Source organism: Streptomyces sp. NPDC058632 (assembly GCF_042717095.1).
Lineage (GTDB): Bacteria > Actinomycetota > Actinomycetes > Streptomycetales > Streptomycetaceae > Streptomyces.
On sequence record NZ_JBHXQZ010000058.1, the window covers coordinates 33926 to 51647 of the forward strand.

The 17722-nt window shown below is 66.9% G+C and carries 16 protein-coding genes; 9 read left to right on the forward strand and 7 right to left on the reverse strand.

Annotated features, from left to right (window positions below):
• Positions 1 to 21 precede the first annotated feature (21 nt).
• A complete protein-coding gene (locus ACFWVE_RS21975; protein ID WP_384016427.1) occupies positions 22 to 585 on the forward strand; it encodes a dihydrofolate reductase family protein in 564 nt (187 codons plus the stop codon).
• Between the two features lie 191 nt (positions 586 to 776).
• Here the strand turns inward: ACFWVE_RS21975 and dnaB are convergent, their stop codons facing one another.
• A complete protein-coding gene (dnaB, locus tag ACFWVE_RS21980; RefSeq protein WP_384016429.1) occupies positions 777 to 2255 on the reverse strand; it encodes a replicative DNA helicase in 1479 nt (492 codons plus the stop codon).
• Between the two features lie 460 nt (positions 2256 to 2715).
• Between dnaB and ACFWVE_RS21985 the strand changes: the two genes are divergently transcribed.
• Positions 2716 to 4053: an MATE family efflux transporter gene (locus ACFWVE_RS21985; protein WP_384016431.1), complete on the forward strand. Its 1338-nt coding sequence runs from the start codon at positions 2716 to 2718 to the stop codon at positions 4051 to 4053.
• Positions 4054 to 4147: 94 nt separating this feature from the next.
• On the opposite strand, the gene rplI is transcribed toward ACFWVE_RS21985, so the two are convergent.
• The 4 genes from rplI to rpsF form a co-directional block, all read right to left on the reverse strand.
• Positions 4148 to 4594: a 50S ribosomal protein L9 gene (gene rplI, locus ACFWVE_RS21990; RefSeq protein ID WP_055592318.1), complete on the reverse strand. Its 447-nt coding sequence runs from the start codon at positions 4592 to 4594 to the stop codon at positions 4148 to 4150.
• A gap of 18 nt (positions 4595 to 4612) precedes the next feature.
• Positions 4613 to 4849, reverse strand: coding sequence for a 30S ribosomal protein S18 (gene rpsR / locus ACFWVE_RS21995; RefSeq protein ID WP_003949403.1), 237 nt, complete (start codon positions 4847 to 4849; stop codon positions 4613 to 4615).
• Between the two features lie 42 nt (positions 4850 to 4891).
• A complete protein-coding gene (locus ACFWVE_RS22000) occupies positions 4892 to 5494 on the reverse strand; it encodes a single-stranded DNA-binding protein (protein WP_384016433.1) in 603 nt (200 codons plus the stop codon).
• Positions 5495 to 5571: 77 nt separating this feature from the next.
• Positions 5572 to 5862 carry a 30S ribosomal protein S6 gene (rpsF, locus tag ACFWVE_RS22005; RefSeq protein WP_062188887.1) on the reverse strand — a complete coding sequence of 97 codons (291 nt, stop codon included), beginning with the start codon at positions 5860 to 5862 and terminating at the stop codon, positions 5572 to 5574.
• A 326-nt stretch (positions 5863 to 6188) separates the two neighbouring features.
• Between rpsF and ACFWVE_RS22010 the strand changes: the two genes are divergently transcribed.
• From ACFWVE_RS22010 to ACFWVE_RS22020, 3 genes are all read left to right on the forward strand, one after another.
• Positions 6189 to 6503 carry a hypothetical protein gene (locus ACFWVE_RS22010; RefSeq protein ID WP_384016436.1) on the forward strand — a complete coding sequence of 105 codons (315 nt, stop codon included), beginning with the start codon at positions 6189 to 6191 and terminating at the stop codon, positions 6501 to 6503.
• A gap of 186 nt (positions 6504 to 6689) precedes the next feature.
• Positions 6690 to 7811, forward strand: a complete 1122-nt coding sequence (femX, locus tag ACFWVE_RS22015) for a peptidoglycan bridge formation glycyltransferase FemX (protein ID WP_384016438.1) — start codon at positions 6690 to 6692, stop codon at positions 7809 to 7811.
• Between the two features lie 52 nt (positions 7812 to 7863).
• Positions 7864 to 8895: an alanine racemase gene (locus ACFWVE_RS22020; RefSeq protein ID WP_384016440.1), complete on the forward strand. Its 1032-nt coding sequence runs from the start codon at positions 7864 to 7866 to the stop codon at positions 8893 to 8895.
• Positions 8896 to 9103: 208 nt separating this feature from the next.
• Here ACFWVE_RS22020 and ACFWVE_RS22025 read toward each other — a convergent pair whose 3' ends face one another.
• Together ACFWVE_RS22025 and ACFWVE_RS22030 are read right to left on the reverse strand one after the other, a co-directional pair.
• Positions 9104 to 10621: a glycosyltransferase family 87 protein gene (locus ACFWVE_RS22025; RefSeq protein WP_384016442.1), complete on the reverse strand. Its 1518-nt coding sequence runs from the start codon at positions 10619 to 10621 to the stop codon at positions 9104 to 9106.
• Positions 10622 to 10720: 99 nt separating this feature from the next.
• Entirely contained in the window at positions 10721 to 13414 is a 2694-nt protein-coding gene (locus ACFWVE_RS22030) for a transglycosylase domain-containing protein (protein WP_384016444.1), read from the reverse strand.
• 396 nt (positions 13415 to 13810) lie between these two features.
• Between ACFWVE_RS22030 and ACFWVE_RS22035 the strand changes: the two genes are divergently transcribed.
• From ACFWVE_RS22035 to ACFWVE_RS22050, 4 genes are all read left to right on the forward strand, one after another.
• A complete protein-coding gene (locus ACFWVE_RS22035) occupies positions 13811 to 14494 on the forward strand; it encodes a helix-turn-helix transcriptional regulator (RefSeq protein ID WP_384016446.1) in 684 nt (227 codons plus the stop codon).
• 43 nt (positions 14495 to 14537) lie between these two features.
• Positions 14538 to 15620, forward strand: a complete 1083-nt coding sequence (locus tag ACFWVE_RS22040) for an inositol-3-phosphate synthase (RefSeq protein WP_384016449.1) — start codon at positions 14538 to 14540, stop codon at positions 15618 to 15620.
• Between the two features lie 103 nt (positions 15621 to 15723).
• Positions 15724 to 16986 carry an MFS transporter gene (locus ACFWVE_RS22045; RefSeq protein WP_384016452.1) on the forward strand — a complete coding sequence of 421 codons (1263 nt, stop codon included), beginning with the start codon at positions 15724 to 15726 and terminating at the stop codon, positions 16984 to 16986.
• A 123-nt stretch (positions 16987 to 17109) separates the two neighbouring features.
• Positions 17110 to 17610, forward strand: coding sequence for a hypothetical protein (locus ACFWVE_RS22050; protein WP_384016455.1), 501 nt, complete (start codon positions 17110 to 17112; stop codon positions 17608 to 17610).
• Positions 17611 to 17722 lie beyond the last annotated feature (112 nt).

The following is a 17722-nucleotide window of genomic DNA, read 5'->3' on the forward strand; positions in this document are numbered from 1 at the left end:
GACTCACGGAAGGCTGGCGCCATGCGGAAACTGATCTACGGCATGAACCTGACCCTGGACGGCTACATCGCCGCGCCCGGCGACGACATCGGCTGGAGCGTGCCGAGCGACGAACTGTTCCAGTTTTGGTCCGACCAGTTGCAGGCGACCGACCTGTCGCTGTACGGGCGCAAGCTGTGGCAGACGATGAGCTCCTACTGGCCGACCGGCGACCAGCAGCCCAACGCCACCCCGGCGGAGATCGAGTTCGCGCGCCGCTGGCGGGACATGTCGAAGGTGGTGTTCTCCTCGACGATCGACAAGGTCGACTGGAACACCCGCCTGGTCACCGGTGACGCGGTCGCCGAGATCACCCGGCTCAAGGCCGAGGACGGCGGCCCGATGGACATCTGCGGCGCGACGCTCGCCGGGGCGGCCATGCGGGCCGGGCTGATTGACGAGTACGTGCTGGCCACCGCGCCGGTCCTGGTGGGCGGCGGCACGCCGTTCTTCACCGCGCTGGAGAACTGGGTGAACCTGAACCTGGTGGAGACGCGGACGTTTCCCTGCGGCGTGATCCTGACCAGGTACGAGACGAGGCGCTGAGCGCCCGTCCGGGAGTCACGGGCCATATGCTCCGCGGGTGACACCCCCTGGGTGACCCGGACTACCGCCTGAGCCACCCAAACGAGTGAAGCCCCTGAACTGCAAGTCTCATGGCAGTGGCATTTCTGCCATCCATCTGCCAACTGCCGTGAGATTCTGCCAAGGCTTTTGAGACCCTACAAAGGGAATCGTCAGGTCTGCGCCATGTCCACGAAGCGGGAGTAGTGCCCCTGGAAGGCGACCGTGATGGTCGCCGTCGGGCCGTTTCGGTGCTTGGCCACGATCAGGTCGGCCTCGCCCGCACGCGGGGACTCCTTCTCGTACGCGTCCTCCCGGTGCAACAGGATGACCATGTCGGCGTCCTGCTCGATGGAACCCGACTCACGCAGGTCGGAGACCATCGGCTTCTTGTCGGTTCGCTGCTCGGGACCACGGTTGAGCTGGGAGAGCGCGATGACCGGGAGTTCCAGTTCCTTGGCCAGCAGCTTGAGGTTACGGGACATGTCCGAGACCTCCTGCTGACGGCTCTCCGCCCGTTTGGAACCGCCGGACTGCATCAGCTGGAGGTAGTCGATGACGACCAGTCGCAGGTCGTTGCGCTGCTTCAGCCGACGGCACTTGGCGCGGATCTCCATCATCGACAGGTTCGGGGAGTCGTCGATGTAGAGCGGCGCCGCCGACACGTCCGGCATCCGGCGCGCAAGGCGGGTCCAGTCCTCGTCGGTCATCGTGCCGGACCGCATGTGGTGCAGGGCGACCCGGGCCTCGGCGGACAGCAGACGCATCGCGATCTCGTTGCGCCCCATCTCGAGCGAGAAGACCACACTCGGCAGGTTGTGCTTGATGGACGCGGCACGGGCGAAGTCCAGTGCGAGCGTCGACTTTCCCATCGCGGGACGCGCGGCAATGACGATCATCTGCCCGGGGTGCAGCCCATTGGTGAGCGAGTCGAAGTCCGTGAACCCCGTGGGCACACCGGTCATCTCACCGCTGCGCGAGCCGATCGCCTCGATCTCGTCGAGCGCGCCCTCCATGATGTCGCCGAGCGGGAGGTAGTCCTCACTGGTGCGCTGTTCGGTGACGGCGTAGATTTCGGCCTGCGCGCGGTTGACGATCTCGTCGACGTCGTCGTCGGCCGCATATCCCATCTGGGTGATGCGCGTACCGGCTTCGACCAAGCGGCGCAGCACGGCGCGCTCGTGCACGATCTCCGCGTAGTACGCCGCGTTGGCCGCCGTGGGCACCGTCTGGACGAGGGTGTGCAGATACGAGGCCCCGCCGACCTTGTTGATCTCACCGCGTTTGGTCAGCTCTGCGGCGATCGTGATGGGGTCGGCCGGCTCGCCCTTCGCATAGATGTCGAGAATGGCTGTGTAGACGGTTTCGTGAGCCGGCTTGTAGAAGTCGTGGCCCTTGAGGATCTCGACGACATCGGCGATGGCGTCCTTGGACAGCAGCATGCCGCCCAGAACGGACTGCTCGGCCTCGAGGTCCTGCGGCGGCACCCGCTCGAAGGCGGAGCCCGTGCCGTCCCATCCGCCGGAGTCACGGCCGCGGTCGTGCTGCTCGTCGCGGCCCCGGCCCCCGTCCTCACGGCGCCGGGAAGCAGGCAGACGATCACTGGGTCCGCTGTCGGCCCACGGGTCGTCCAAGGGCTCGGAAATGCTCACCGAGCAACCTCCTCCCGTCCGCCGAGCGGACCTCGCCATGCCCCTCTTTTTCTACGGCACGGCACTGACAAATAGGACGCCCGACTCCGGTTGTCGCGCGCCGGTTTTGTGGCCTTTTGGAAACCGGCGGACGGAGCAGGCGCCGGACCACCGTAGGCCCCTCTGCACCGTCAGCCAATCTGGTTATCCACAGGCCATGTGGACGACCGGCCCATTGCTGTGGAGAAGTCCGCCAAACCTGTGCACGACCCGGTGGACAGCCCTGTGAACAAGACCTGCATCGATCTACAACAAAGGCTCTGACCTGGCATTTCATCGTCCACCGCCTGTGCAGAACAAAAACTTTCCCTATCGGCCCAAGATCTCCTCGAGCACTGTACGCAAGCACACACCCTGCGCCATCACGTAAGGGTCCATGCCGCATTGCATCTCTTACCTGTGGACGATTAGATTGGTGCACATGACACAGGCCCCCGCCCGCCCTCGAGCCGTCCGACGGCAGCACGACCGCGAGATCGTCATGCTGGCCGTACCGGCGTTCGGCGCCCTCGTCGCCGAACCCCTCTTCGTCATGGCAGACAGCGCCATCGTCGGCCATCTCGGCACAGCACAACTCGCCGGACTCGGCGTCGCCTCGGCCCTCCTGATGACCGCAGTCAGTGTCTTTGTCTTCCTCGCCTACGCCACCACTGCCGCCGTCGCCCGGCGAGTCGGTGCCGGCGATCTCCCCTCAGCCATCCGACAGGGCATGGACGGAATCTGGCTCGCCCTGTTCCTCGGTGCCGGTGTCGTCGCCGTGGTCCTGCCCGCGGCACCCGCCCTCGTGGATCTGTTCGGCGCCTCGGACACCGCGTCCCCCTACGCGATCACCTATCTGCGTATTTCCTCACTCGGCATACCGGCCATGCTGATCGTGCTCGCCGCGACCGGGGTCCTCCGCGGACTGCAGGACACCAGGACCCCTCTCTACGTCGCTGTCGGCGGTTTCGCCGCCAACGGCGTTCTCAATGTCGCCCTCGTCTACGGCGCCGGTTTCGGTATCGCGGGCTCCGCCTGGGGCACGGTCATCGCCCAGTGGGGCATGGCCGCTGTCTATCTGATCGTGGTGCTGAGAGGCGCGCGCAAGCACGGCGCCTCTCTACGCCCGGATCTCGCGGGAATCAGAGCCTCTGCCCAGGCCGGCGCACCCTTGCTGGTACGGACCCTCTCACTCAGGGCCATTCTGATGATCACCACCGCCGTCGCCGCCCGAATGGGCGATTCCGACATCGCGGCTCACCAGATCATCCTCTCCCTGTGGAGCCTGCTCGCCTTCGCGCTGGACGCCATCGCGATCGCCGGGCAGGCCATCATCGGCCGCTATCTGGGAGCCGGGGACGCCCAGGGTGCCCGCCAGGTGTGCCGTCGCATGGTGGAGTGGGGCTTCGCGGTCGGGGTCGCCCTCGGGGTACTTGTGGTGCTCGCCCGGCCGGTCTTCCTGCCTCTGTTCACCCGCGATCCCACGGTCACGGACACGGCACTCCCGGCTCTGGTGATCGTCGCGCTGTCCCAACCGATCTCCGGCATCGTCTTCGTTCTGGACGGGGTGCTGATGGGCGCGGGCGACGGGCCGTACCTGGCATGGGCGATGCTGATCACCCTGGCGGTCTTCACTCCGTTCGCCCTGCTGGTCCCGGTGTTCGGAGGTGGGCTCACCGCACTGTGGGGCACGATGACGCTGATGATGACCGTTCGGCTACTGACCCTGTGGTTCCGTACCCGCTCGGGCCGCTGGATCGTCACCGGCGCCGCACGCTGACCGTTTCACGTGGAACCTCGTGTTTCACGTGAAACGACGATGGGGCCGCACCCTGAAAGGCGCGGCCCCATCCCGCTGCTACAACGAACAGCACTTACTCCGAGACGACCTCGAGGTCGACCTTGGCGGCAACCTCGGGGTGCAGACGCACGAACGTCTCGTGGGCGCCGAGGGTCTTGATCGGCGCGCCGAGCTCGATGCGGCGCTTGTCGACCTGGGGACCGCCGGCGGCCTTGATCGCGGAAGCGATGTCAGCCGGCGTGACGGAACCGAAGAGACGACCGGCGTTGCCGGAGCGGACCGCGAGGCGGACCTTGACGCCCTCGAGCTGGGCCTTCACCTGGTTGGCCTGCTCGATGGTCTGGATCTCGTGGATCTTGCGAGCGCGACGGATCTGCTCGACGTCCTTCTCGCCACCCTTGGTCCAGCGGATCGCGAGCTTCCGCGGAACCAGGTAGTTGCGAGCGTAACCGTCCTTGACGTCGACGACGTCGCCTGCGGCACCGAGGCCGGAGACCTCGTGGGTGAGGATGATCTTCATGAGTCGGTCACCCTTCCCTTATCGCGCGGTGGAGGTGTAGGGCAGCAGCGCCATCTCACGGCTGTTCTTGACGGCCGTGGCGACGTCACGCTGGTGCTGGGTGCAGTTGCCGGTCACGCGACGGGCACGGATCTTGCCGCGGTCGGAAATGAACTTCCGCAGCATGTTCGTGTCCTTGTAGTCCACGTACGTGACCTTGTCCTTGCAGAATGCGCAGACCTTCTTCTTCGGCTTGCGCACAGGCGGCTTCGCCATGATGTATCTCCTGTGTGATCAAGAAGTGTGGTGCGGCCCCGCCTAGAAGGGGGGCTCGTCCGAGTAGCCGCCGCCACCGCCGCTGCCGGAGCCGGAGCCTCCGCCCCAGCCGCCGCCGCTCTGGCCGCCGCCACCCTGCTGGCCGCCGGCAGGAGCGCCGGATGCCCAGGGGTCGTCGGCCGGAGCGCCGCCACCCTGCTGGCCACCGCCGGGGCTTCCGCCCCAACTGCCGCCACCCTGGTTGCCGCCACCGCCGCCGTAACCACCCTGGCCACCGCGGCCGGTGGTCTTGGTGACCTTGGCCGTGGCGTTGCGCAGGCTGGCGCCGACTTCCTCGACATCCAGTTCGTAGACCGTGCGCTTGACGCCCTCACGGTCCTCGTAGGACCGCTGCTTCAGCCGGCCCTGCACGACGACGCGCATGCCTCGCTGGAGCGACTCGGCGACGTTCTCCGCCGCCTGACGCCAGACCGAGCAGGTCAGGAACAGGCTTTCGCCGTCCTTCCACTCGTTCGTCTGACGGTCGAAGGTGCGGGGGGTCGACGCGACACGGAACTTCGCGACGGCCGCACCGGACGGGGTGAAGCGCAGCTCGGGGTCATCGACAAGGTTGCCGACGACCGTGATGACGGTCTCGCCTGCCATGGGGGAACCTCTCGGCGGGTTTGCTGCTGGCTGCTTGTACTGCTACTCGGATCCCGAGACCAGCTGAGCGGAAGGGCTCAGTGGTTCTCGGGGCGGAGGACCTTGGTCCGGAGGACCGACTCGTTCAGGTTCATCTGGCGGTCGAGCTCCTTGACGACCGCAGGCTCGGCCTGCAGATCGATGACCGAGTAGATGCCCTCGGGCTTCTTCTTGATCTCGTACGAGAGACGACGACGGCCCCAGGTGTCGACCTTCTCGACCTTTCCGCCGCCGTCACGGACGACAGAGAGGAAGTTCTCGATCAGCGGGGAGACAGCGCGCTCCTCGAGATCGGGGTCGAGGATGACCATCACCTCGTAGTGACGCATGTGGAACCCACCTCCTTTGGACTCAGCGGCCACGGTCGTTCCGTGGCAGGAGGGTCGTGATGCGTTGCGCAACGATGTCTGTCAGTAGAACAGCCGCCACTGACAATCGAGGTCGGACGGCGGTTTCTCCAGGTCGGCCGGGGCGGACCCGTGGCCCTGTCCTGAACGTGACTGGATCTGTCCGAACAGACAACAGACACCGGTGCAGACGGTACAGAGTACCCGCACAGCGGCTTCCGGTTGAAATCCGGCCCGGAAGCCCGTCAGTCTGTACACATCGGGTGTGTACGGCGCTACGATGCGCCGCCTTTCGCAGGAGGTGCCCTATGGCACAGGCATTGCGGCCCAACACCGCCGGAGGCCTTTTCGCCACGGACGGCAAACCCCACCCAGTCCAGGGCGCCCTGCTCGCGGTCACCCTGGTGCTGGGGGTCACGTCCCTCGTCACCGCGATGTTCCACCATCTGCACCTGCTCAGCTCCTGGGCCGGCCTGGTGGGAATCCTCACCGGCGCGTACGGCCAGTGGATCTCGGAGACGACACGGGAGCGCTTCGGCCTGATCCTGGGACTGGGCGCCGCGGCGATCGGTTTCTTCCTCGGCATGGCGCACGGTGGCCTGTTCGGCGGGGTCATCGACTAGGCAGCCCCTCAGGCGGACCGTTCCGTCGCGCGCCTCCTCCCGCATACCGTGGAGCGCCCCGACCGTGACGGGCCGGGGCGCAGGCCCCATGTGCCCAACCTGGGCGCTCCCACGGCGCAGTAGGCTTCGCGCGAGAGCCGGAGCCCCTGAACCCATGGGGACACACCAGCCCGAGGAGCGCCCCGAATGAGCCTGACCCTGAGGACCATCAGCCGAGAGCAGCATCTGGCATACATCCAGAGCCTGCCGTCGGCGAGTCACATGCAGGTCCCTGCCTGGTCGGACGTCAAGGCGGAGTGGCGCGCGGAGAACCTCGGCTGGTTCGACGACCGGACCGGTGAGATCGTCGGCGCCGGCCTCGTCCTCTACCGGCAACTCCCCAAGATCAAGCGCTACCTGGCCTATCTCCCCGAAGGCCCGGTCATCAACTGGTTCGCGCCAAATCTTCAGGAGTGGATCGAGCCGATGCTCGCGCATCTGAAGCAGCAGGGCGCGTTCTCGGTGAAGATGGGCCCGCCGGTGATCATCCGGCGCTGGGAGGCGACGACCATCAAGAAGGGGATCCAGGACCCGGACGTGAAGCGTCTGCGCGACCTGGAGGCCGACTTCATCGAGCCCCGTGCCTTCGAGGTCGCCGACAAGCTGCGCCGTATGGGATGGCAGCAGGGCGAGGACGGCGGGGCCGGATTCGGCGACGTCCAGCCCCGATACGTCTACCAGGTGCCGCTGGCGAACCGCTCTCTGGAAGAGGTCCACAAGAACTTCAACCAGCTGTGGCGCCGCAACATCAAGAAGGCCGAGAAGGCCGGTGTCGAGGTCGTCCAGGGGGGTTACGACGACCTGGCCGAGTGGCAGCGGCTGTACGAGATCACCGCCGTGCGCGACCACTTCCGGCCGCGCCCGCTGTCGTACTTCCAGCGCATGTGGACCGCCCTCAACACCGAGGACCCCAACCGCATGCGGCTGTACTTCGCCCGGCACAACGGTGTCAATCTGTCGGCGGCGACGATGTTGATCGTCGGAGGCCACGTCTGGTACTCCTACGGCGCCTCCGACAACATCGGCCGTGAGGTCCGTCCCTCGAACGCGATGCAGTGGCGGATGCTGCGCGACGCCTACGCGCTCGGCGCCACCGTCTACGACCTGCGTGGCATCTCCGACTCGCTGGACGAGACCGACCACCTCTTCGGCCTGATCCAGTTCAAGGTGGGCACGGGCGGCCAGGCCGCCGAGTATCTCGGCGAGTGGGACTTCCCGCTGAACAAGCTGCTCCACAAGGCGCTCGACATCTACATGTCGCGCCGCTGATCCCGGCTTCCCCCGACACACCACAGCCACGAGAAAGGTTCCAGGTCCGGCCATGGCGCTCACGCTCTACGTCGACACCGCGCGCTGGCGGGCGCATCACAAGCACGTGCAGCAGCAGTTCCCGGGACTCGTCCCGGTCTGCAAGGGCAACGGCTACGGCTTCGGACACGAGCGGCTGGCCGAGGAGGCCACCCGGCTGGGCTCGGACGTCCTCGCCGTCGGCACGACGTACGAGGCCGCCCGGATCAAGGACTGGTTCGGCGGCGATCTGCTCGTGCTGACGCCGTACCGGCGCGGCGAGGAGCCCGTCCCCCTGCCCGACCGGGTCATCCGCTCGGTTTCGTCGATCGACGGCGTGTACGGCCTGGTCGGCGCCCGGGTGGTCATCGAGGTGATGTCCTCGATGAAGCGGCACGGCGTCAGCGAGCAGGATCTGCCCCAGCTGCACTCCGCCATAGAGAACGTCCGGCTCGAGGGTTTCGCGATCCACCTGCCCCTGGACCGCACCGACGGCTCGGACGCCGTCGAGGAGGTCATCGGCTGGATGGACCGGCTGCGGGCAGCCCGCCTCCCGCTGCACACCATGTTCGTCAGCCACCTCAAGGCCGAGGAACTCACCCGGCTGCAGCAGCAGTTCCCGCAGACGCGGTTCCGCGCCCGGATCGGCACGCGGCTGTGGCTGGGGGACCACGAGGCCACCGAGTACCGCGGCGCCGTCCTGGACGTCACGCGCATAACCAAGGGCGAGAGGTTCGGCTACCGGCAGCAGAAAGCCGCCTCCGACGGCTTCCTGGTGGTCGTGGCGGGCGGTACGTCGCACGGGGTGGGCCTGGAGGCCCCCAAGGCTCTGCACGGCGTCATGCCGCGTGCCAAGGGCGTTGCCCGTGCCGGACTGGCCACGGTGAACAGGAACCTCTCTCCCTTCGTCTGGGCCGGGAAGCAGCGCTGGTTCGCCGAACCGCCGCACATGCAGGTGTCGATCCTGTTCGTGCCTGCGGAGGCACCGGAACCGCAGGTCGGTGAGGAGCTGGTGGCCCACCTGCGGCACACCACCACGCAGTTCGACCGGATCCTCGACCGCTGAGCGGCACAAGGCGGGGAGCAGACGGATCAGGCGGAGCAGGGCGGGGGAGACAGAGGCAGCGCCTGAACAGCAGGCACCAGGACAACGAGAAGGGCCGTGCACGGTGCTCCCGTGCACGGCCCTTCTCGTGCTTCTCACCAACATCCGGGGCGACCTGCCACCGACCCGATCGCCTGCCCGGCTGCCCGCCCGGCCGCCGGTCGTTCGCTCAGAGTGAACCGCCCGTGGCGCCGGCCTTGTCCCACTCGGCCTGCGGTCCGTCGAAGTGCACGGTGTCCCGAGCGGAGCGAGCGGACCGAGCAGCGGGACCGAGCACGAAGGCGTCCTCCGCTCCGTCCAGCACCCCGCCCGAGGGATCGTCGTCACCGGACCGGCGCACCGGGTCCCGCTCCGGCATCAGGATGTCGCGCACGATCATGACGCACAGATAGAGCGTCCCGAGCAGATGCAGGCCGATGGTCCAGTGGTAGCCGTCGGCGGGCAGTCCCTTGTGGGCGTCTCCACTGGTCGTGTAGGCGAGGTACATCCAGATACCGAGGAAATAGGCCACCTCGCAGGCCTGCCAGATCAGGAAGTCCCGCCACTTCGGCCGGGCCAGGGCGGCCAGGGGCACCAGCCACAGGACGTACTGGGGCGAGTAGACCTTGTTGGTGAGGATGAACGCCGCGACGATCAGGAAGGCGAGCTGCGCGAAGCGCGGCCGGCGGGGGACCGCGAGAGCCAGCGCCGCGACACCCACGCAGCACAGCAGCATCAGCAGCGTGGCAAGGGTGTTGACGGTCTCGGTACTGAGCGGGTCGGACGAGTTCTGGGCGATGATCAGCCAGAAGGACCCGAAGTCGACGCCCCGCTCCTGGCTGAACGTGTAGAACTTCGACCAGCCGTCAAAGGCGAAGAACATCACCGGCCCGTTCACCACGGCCCAGGCGACGACGGCACCACCCAGGGCCTTCCCGAACTCCCGCCAGCGTCCCGCACGCCAGCACAGGACCAGCAGCGGCCCCAGGAGGAGCATGGGATAGAGCTTGGCGGCCGTGGCCAGCCCCAGGAGGACTCCGAAGGCGAGGGGCCGGTTACGCGACCACATGAGCATCGCGGCGGCCGTCAGCGCGACCGCCAGCAGATCCCAGTTGATCGTCGCGGTCAGGGCGAAGGCGGGTGCCAGGGCGACGAGCAGACCGTCCCAGGGCCGCCGGGCGTGCGTGCGGGTCACGCAGACGGCGATGATGGCCGCGCACACCATGAGCATCCCGGCGTTGACCATCCAGTACCACTGCTCCTGGTCCTGGATGCTCCCGCTGCCGGGTGTGAGCCAGGACGCGACCTCCATGAACACACCGGTCAGCACCGGGTATTCGAGGTACTGCATGTCGCCGGGGAGCTGGTCGAAGTACGGTACGAGGCCGTCGGCGAAGCCCCGCCCCTGGTAGAGGTGAGGGATGTCCGAGTAGCACGCGTGGGTGTACTGGGAGCCGGCGCCGAAGAACCACGCGCCGTTGTAGCAGGGCGCCTTCTGGACCAGACCGAGGGTGAACATACCGATCGCCACGAGCGCGATCACCCGGACCGGGGCCCACCAGGACGCCCCCAGCAGGGCATGCCGCCCGAGCGGACCGCCGATCAGCTCGCTGCCGGCCTTGGCAACCTTGTCCTCCCGGGCCGGTTCCACCAGCTCCGGCACGTGGGCGCTCGCTTGCATCGATTTTCCACTGGGCATGCCGCACATCCTGCCGTACGTGCCGGCGCAAATACCGAAGGCCGCCGTACCCGAGGGGTACGGCGGCCTGTGTTTCACGTGAAACACCCAAGCCGGGCGAAAGGAGGGCTAACCGGTCGGGCCTCCGAAGAGAGCGCCGTTGCCGTTGCCGTTGCCGTTGTCGTTGCCTTGGCTGTCGTCTTCCTCCTCCGATTCCGAGGCCGTCGGTGAGTTGGTTACCCCACCGTCCGTCCCGCCGGCGTCCGTGCCGCCCGACCCGGTACCACCTGTGTCCTCCTCCTCGCAGTTGAAGTCGAAGGGCCCACAGGTGTCGGTCTCGGTGGGAGTGGGGCTGCTGGGCTCAGTCTCCGGCTCCGAAGTGGTCGGAGACGCCGACGGAGTTTCCTCCTCGGTCTCGGTGGGCGAGGGAGTGGCGGTCGGCGACGGAGTGTCGTTGACGATCTCGCCAATGGGTTCCGGCGTCGGGAAGGGCTCCGGCTTCTGCCCCTTCAGCGCGTCCTCCATGTAGTCCGCCCAGATCTCGGACGGGAACGAGGCACCGTGGATCGACTCCTGGTCACCTGTTCCGTACATCTCCAGGAACTGGCGGTTCTTGATGGTCTCGTCATCGGGGTACCGGAACATGCTGATCGCGGTGGACAGCTGCGGGGTGTAGCCGACGAACCAGGCGGACTTGTTGCCGTCCGTGGTACCGGTCTTGCCGGCCACCTCGCGGCCCTCGAGCTGGGCGTTGGTGCCGGTTCCGTCCTCGACGACGGTCGTCAGGATGTCGGTGACGTTGTCGGCGACCAGGGCGGTGAACGCCTGCTCGGTCTGGGTCTTGTGCGTGTAGACCGTGCCGTCCTTGCTCGTCACCTTCTTGACGGAGAACGGATCGCGCTGCTCGCCACTGGCCGCGAAGGTGGCGTACGAACCCGCCATGCGGATCGCACTGGGGTTGGAGGTACCGAGGGAGAAGGACGGGTAGTTCGTTCCGGCGAGGCTGCTCTCCAGAAGCCCGGAGTCCACCGCGGAGGCCTTCACCTTGTCGAGGCCGACATCCACGCCGAGTTGAACGAACGCGGAGTTCACCGAGAACTGCATCGCCTCGCGGAGGTCGATCTTGTAATCGGGCGGGGTGCCGTGTGACTCGTCACCGTCGTTGACCTGCTCCCACTGCTCGCCCTTCTCGTTCTGCCAGACCGAACCGTCGTATTCCTTGATCTTGAGCTTGTTCTTGCCGCTGTACAGGCTCTTCTCGGACACCTTCGTACGCTCGTCCTGGGCCTGTACCGGGTCCCCGCCGGGGTCCCGGACGCCCCACTTCATGGCGGCCGCCAGCACGTACGGCTTGAACGTCGACCCCACCTGCGCACCGGTCGAGTCGGCGTTGTTGGTGAAGTGCTTGGTCGCGTCGGTACCGCCGTAGATGGCCTCGATCGCACCGGTCGCCGGGTTCACCGAAGCCCCGCCGAACTGGACGTGGGTGTCCGTCTCCGGGCGCTCCTCGGGCTTGATGTTCTCCTTGTAGACCTTCTGGACCGCCTTCTCGAGCTCCTCGACCTTCTTCCTGCTGAAGGTCGTGTGGATCGAGTAGCCGCCCTGTTCCAGCTGGTTGGCGGTGATACCGGTTTCCTCGCTGTTGTTGACGATGTACGCCTTGGCGAGGTCGACGAGGTAACCGATCTGCCCGCTCAGCGCGGTGTTCGACCGGGGGTTCTGCACCTTGGGCAGCTTGGTGTACCTGGCCCTGGTCGCGGGATCCAGACGGTCGTACTCGACCATCTTGTCCAGCGTGTCCTGCATCTGGGTCAGAGCGCGCTTCGTGTTCGCCTCGACAGTGGCGCCGACCGGGTCGATGGAGGTCGCACCGGCCGGGTCGTAGTAGGTGGCACCCTTGAGGACCGCCGACAGGAAGGCGCACTCGCCCTCGTTGAGTTCGAGTGCGTCCTTGTCGAAGTACGCGCGGGCGGCGGCCTGGATCCCGTAGGCCCCGCGTCCGTAGTACGCCGAGTTCAGGTAGCCCTCGAGGATGTCGTCCTTGTCCTCGGTGGCACCCACCTTGATCGAGACGAAGATCTCCTTGAACTTGCGGGTGAACGTCTGCGACTGGTCGTCCAGCATGGCGTTCTTGACGTACTGCTGGGTGATCGTGGATCCGCCCTGCGTGTCGCCGCCCCTGGCCATGTTGAACACGGCGCGGGCGATACCCCTGGGGTCGATACCGCTGTCCTCGTAGAAGGTCTTGTTCTCCTGGGAGATGACCGCGTCCTGCATCGCCTTGGGGATCTGCTCGAGATTGACGATCTGGCGGTTGCGCTCACCACCCGTGGCGACCATCTGCTTGCCGTCGGCCCAGTAGTAGACGTTGTTCTGCGCCGTGGCGGTCTCGGCGACGACGGGCACGCTCACCAGCGCGTACCCGATCCCCGCGGCGGCCACCATGCTGCCGAAGAACGCGATGCACAGCCCGGTGGCGAGCTTCCAGGACGGCATCCAGCGACGCCAGCCGTCCTTGTCGTGGCGCGGATAGTCGATGATCCGCTTCTTGCCTGGAGGCGCAGCACGGCCCCGGCCAGGGCCGGTGGAACCTGCCCGGCGGCCCCCGCCTCTCTGTGCCGCGCGTCGTGCTTCGGCGCGGCTTCCGTAGGTATGGTCCTCACCACCCGAGTCGCGGGAGTCCGACCCATAGGAATCGGACGGAGACCCGGTGGCGCCTCGCGGTGCCGCGCGGCGGCCGGAGGACGAGCCGGACTGGCCGCGTCGGGCCGCGGCACGTCCGCCTCCCTGCGGCTGCGGCGGTTTGCGACGGTGCTCGCTCATCGAACGACTACTCCTCGGGCAGGCGCATTTCGCGCGCCTGGAAACGGCAGCTGGTTTCCGGTCCCCCCGAAGTACGGATGCGGTGGGTTCCGCATTCATCCCGTACTGCACCAGGGACGGGGACGCCCCCGGGCGTCACTTGGTTCCCGGTGTTGTGCATGGCGCACAGACTACGCACCACCAAAACCCGCCGAGCACAGAAGTTCAGCTCAAATCAGGCAACTTGCTCCCATTGAATCGATGATGTGATCCCGTTCACCACACCCCCTCTTGTCCCAGCCGGAACGCCGCTCTATCGTCATGATGTATCGAGTCGATACATCAGCTCGGCATAAAGATGGCGATGAGCCACACGCAAGACCGTCACCGCACGACCGCGGCAGAGAGGAGGCGACGATGAGCCGGCGTTCCGGGATCCTCGAGTTCGCCGTACTCGGCCTGCTCCGCGAGTCTCCGATGCACGGTTACGAGCTGCGCAAACGACTCAACACGTCACTGGGTGTGTTCCGTGCCTTCAGCTACGGGACGCTCTACCCCTGCCTCAAGACGCTGGTCGCCAACGGCTGGTTGATCGAGGAGCCGGGGAACACCACCGAGGACGCCCTCGCCGCTCCGCTCACGGGCCGCCGCGCCAAGATCGTCTACAGGTTGACGGCCGACGGCAAGGAGCATTTCGAACAGCTGCTCTCCCAGACGGGCCCCGACGCGTACGAGGACGAGACCTTCGCCGCGCGGTTCGCCTTCTTCGGACAGACATCACGCGACGTACGCATGCGTGTGCTGGAAGGCCGCCGCAGCCGGCTGGAGGAGCGCCTGGAGAAAATGCGCGCTTCACTGGCCCGGACCCGGGAGCGTCTCGACGACTACACGCTCGAGCTCCAGCGCCACGGAATGGAGTCCGTGGAGCGGGAAGTGCGCTGGCTGAACGAGCTCATCGAGAGCGAGCGGGCCGGGCGGGACCTGAAGGGCCCCGCCTCAGGGGTGCCCCCTCGACAGGACACCACATCTGGAGCGTCGGGCGACCTGCCCCGGTCCGGGGACACCCCCCGGACCGGTTCGCCCGACGACACCGTCACGTGAGTCCCGCTCAGGGCCTCACTCGTACACACAGGGAGCAACCGGAATGGGTTCGGTTCGCGTAGCCGTCGTCGGCGTGGGCAACTGCGCAGCGTCACTGGTGCAGGGCGTCGAGTACTACAAGGACGCCGACGCGGCGTCCAAGGTGCCGGGCCTGATGCACGTCCGGTTCGGCGACTACCACGTCAGCGACGTCGAGTTCGTCGCCGCTTTCGACGTGGACGCCAAGAAGGTCGGCCTCGACCTCGCTGACGCCATCGGCGCCTCCGAGAACAACACCATCAAGATCTGCGACGTCCCCAGCACCGGGGTGACGGTCCAGCGCGGCCACACCCTCGACGGCCTCGGAAAGTACTACCAGGCCACCATCGAGGAGTCGGCCGAGGAGCCGGTCGACGTCGTCCAGATCCTCAAGGACAGGCAGGTCGACGTCCTGGTCTGCTACCTGCCCGTCGGTTCCGAGGCCGCGGCGAAGTTCTACGCCCAGTGCGCCATCGACGCCAGGGTCGCCTTCGTCAACGCCCTCCCGGTGTTCATCGCCGGCACCAAGGAGTGGGCGGACAAGTTCACCGAGGCCGGTGTGCCGATCGTCGGTGACGACATCAAGTCCCAGGTCGGCGCCACCATCACGCACCGCGTCATGGCGAAGCTGTTCGAGGACCGCGGTGTCGTCCTGGACCGCACCATGCAGCTGAACGTCGGCGGCAACATGGACTTCAAGAACATGCTCGAGCGGGAGCGACTGGAGTCCAAGAAGATCTCCAAGACGCAGGCCGTCACCTCCCAGATCCCCGACCGGGACCTCGGCGAGAGGAACGTCCACATCGGCCCGTCCGACTACGTCCCGTGGCTGGACGACCGCAAGTGGGCCTACGTGCGCCTCGAGGGCCGCGCGTTCGGTGACGTTCCGCTGAGCCTGGAGTACAAGCTCGAGGTCTGGGACTCCCCGAACTCCGCCGGTGTCATCATCGACGCCCTGCGCGCCGCGAAGATCGCCAAGGACCGTGGCATCGGCGGCCCGATCCTGTCGGCCTCCTCGTACTTCATGAAGTCCCCTCCGGTGCAGTACTTCGACGACGAGGCCCGTCTGAACGTCGAGAAGTTCATCCAGGGCGAGGTCGAGCGCTGAAACCCGTCTCCTTCGGGTAAGGGCCCCGCCTCCCCCTGCGGGTGATCGAGGGTCCCCGGGGCGCATGTCCCGGGGACCCTCCCCGTATGTGAGGCTGTGCCCCATGGCCGTCGTCCGTGACCTGCGCGTCCTGCTGCGTTTCCAGGGCTTCAGACGCCTGCTCACCGTCCGGCTGCTCTCCCAGGGCGCCGACGGTGTCTTCCAGGTCGCACTCGCCTCCTACGTGGTCTTCTCACCGGAGAAGCAGACATCGGCTGCGGCGATCGCCTCCGCGATGGCGGTCCTGCTGCTTCCCTACTCCCTGGTCGGCCCCTTCGCCGGGGCGCTGCTCGACCGCTGGCGCCGCCGCCAGGTCTTCCTGTACGGCAATCTGCTGCGCGCGCTGATGGCCTCGGTGACCGCCGTCCTGATTCTCGGCCAGGTCCCGGACTGGATGCTCTTCGTCTCCGCCCTGTGCGTGACCGCCGTCAACCGCTTCGTCCTCGCCGGCCTCTCCGCCGCGCTGCCGCGCGTGGTGGACTCCGAGCGGCTGGTCATCGCCAATTCCCTCTCCCCGACCGCCGGAACGCTCGCCGCGACCGCGGGCGGCGGACTCGCCTTCCTCGTACGCCTGGCCGTCTCCGACTCCGACGCGGCCGTGGTGCTCGTGGGCGCGGCGCTGTACCTGTGCGCGGCTCTGGCATCGCTGCGCATGGCGAAGGAACTACTGGGTCCCGACCGGGCGCTGGTGCAGCCGCGGCTGACCGCGGCGCTCACCGGCACCGCTCGCGATCTGCTGGCGGGCCTGCGCCACCTGGCGGCACCCTCGCGCAGGGGGGCCGCCTGGGCGCTCTCCGCGATGTCCCTGATGAGGTTCTGCTACGGCGCGATGCTCGTCATGCTGCTGATGCTGTGCCGTTACGCCCTGACCGACACGACGGAGGAGGGACTCGCCCTGCTGGGCCTGGCATTGGGCGTGTCCGGCGCCGGTTTCTTCGTCGCGGCCGTCGTGACCCCCTGGGCCGCAGGGCGGTTCGGGCCGGGCCACTGGATCATGCTGTGTTCGGCGGCCGCCGCAGTCCTGGTGCCCGCGCTCGGTCTGCCCTTCGCCAGTGGCCCCCTGCTGCTCGGGGCATTCGTCCTGGGCCTGACCACGCAGGGCGCGAAGATCGCCACGGACACCATCGTCCAGTCCTCCGTCGACGACGCCTTCCGTGGCCGGATCTTCTCTCTCTACGACGTCCTGTTCAACGTGGCCTTCGTCGGTGCCGCCGCAGTGGCCGCCCTGATGCTGCCACCGGACGGCCGATCGGCCCCTCTGGTGGTAACGATCGCCGTTATCTACGGGGCAGTAGCTGTAGCTATCAGCCGTTTTGAACGTCAGTAAGTGTCACATCAATGCCACAGAGCTCCCTGGCCGTGTGGCGTTGTCAGTGGTGCCCGGTAACTTACATGCGTCTTATCAACGCGCCATTCGCGCCATGTTCTTGTGTTCCAGGGGGACCTCCAAGTGACCACTCCGCCGCCTCAGGGCAACCCGTTCGCTCAGGGCCAGCAGCCTCAGGGCCAGAACCCCTACGCCCAGGGCCAGCCGGGCTTTCCCCAGCAGGCCGGTCAGCCTGGATTCCCCCCGCAGGGTGCCCCCGTTCCGCCGGAACAGCCGCGCCGCAGGATCGGCTTCAAGACGATCAAGAACATCGCCATCGTCGTGGTGGTCGCCGCTGTGGCCATCGGCGGTTTCATCGCCAGCCGGGACGACGCCAACACCGCGGCAGTCGGCGACTGCATGCACCGCGGCAGCACCAGCGACAACAATCCCGACCTCGAGGTCGTCGACTGCGGCTCCTCGGACGCCGAGTACGAAGTGCTGGCCAAGATCGACGGTTCGTTCCTCTCCGACACTCTGGCTTCCAGCAAGTGCGAGGCCGAGGCCGAGGACTTCCAGTACGTGTACACCCAGAGCGGTGACGGCAAGGACTTCCTGCTCTGCCTGAGGGACTACAAGAAGTAAGGCGGATACACGGAGGGGGGGGGGTTTAAGGGAAAAAACGCCCCCGGGTCTTTTAAACAAAAAAGAACCCCCCACACAAACGAGTAAATGGGATTTACTGGGTTTGGTGTAT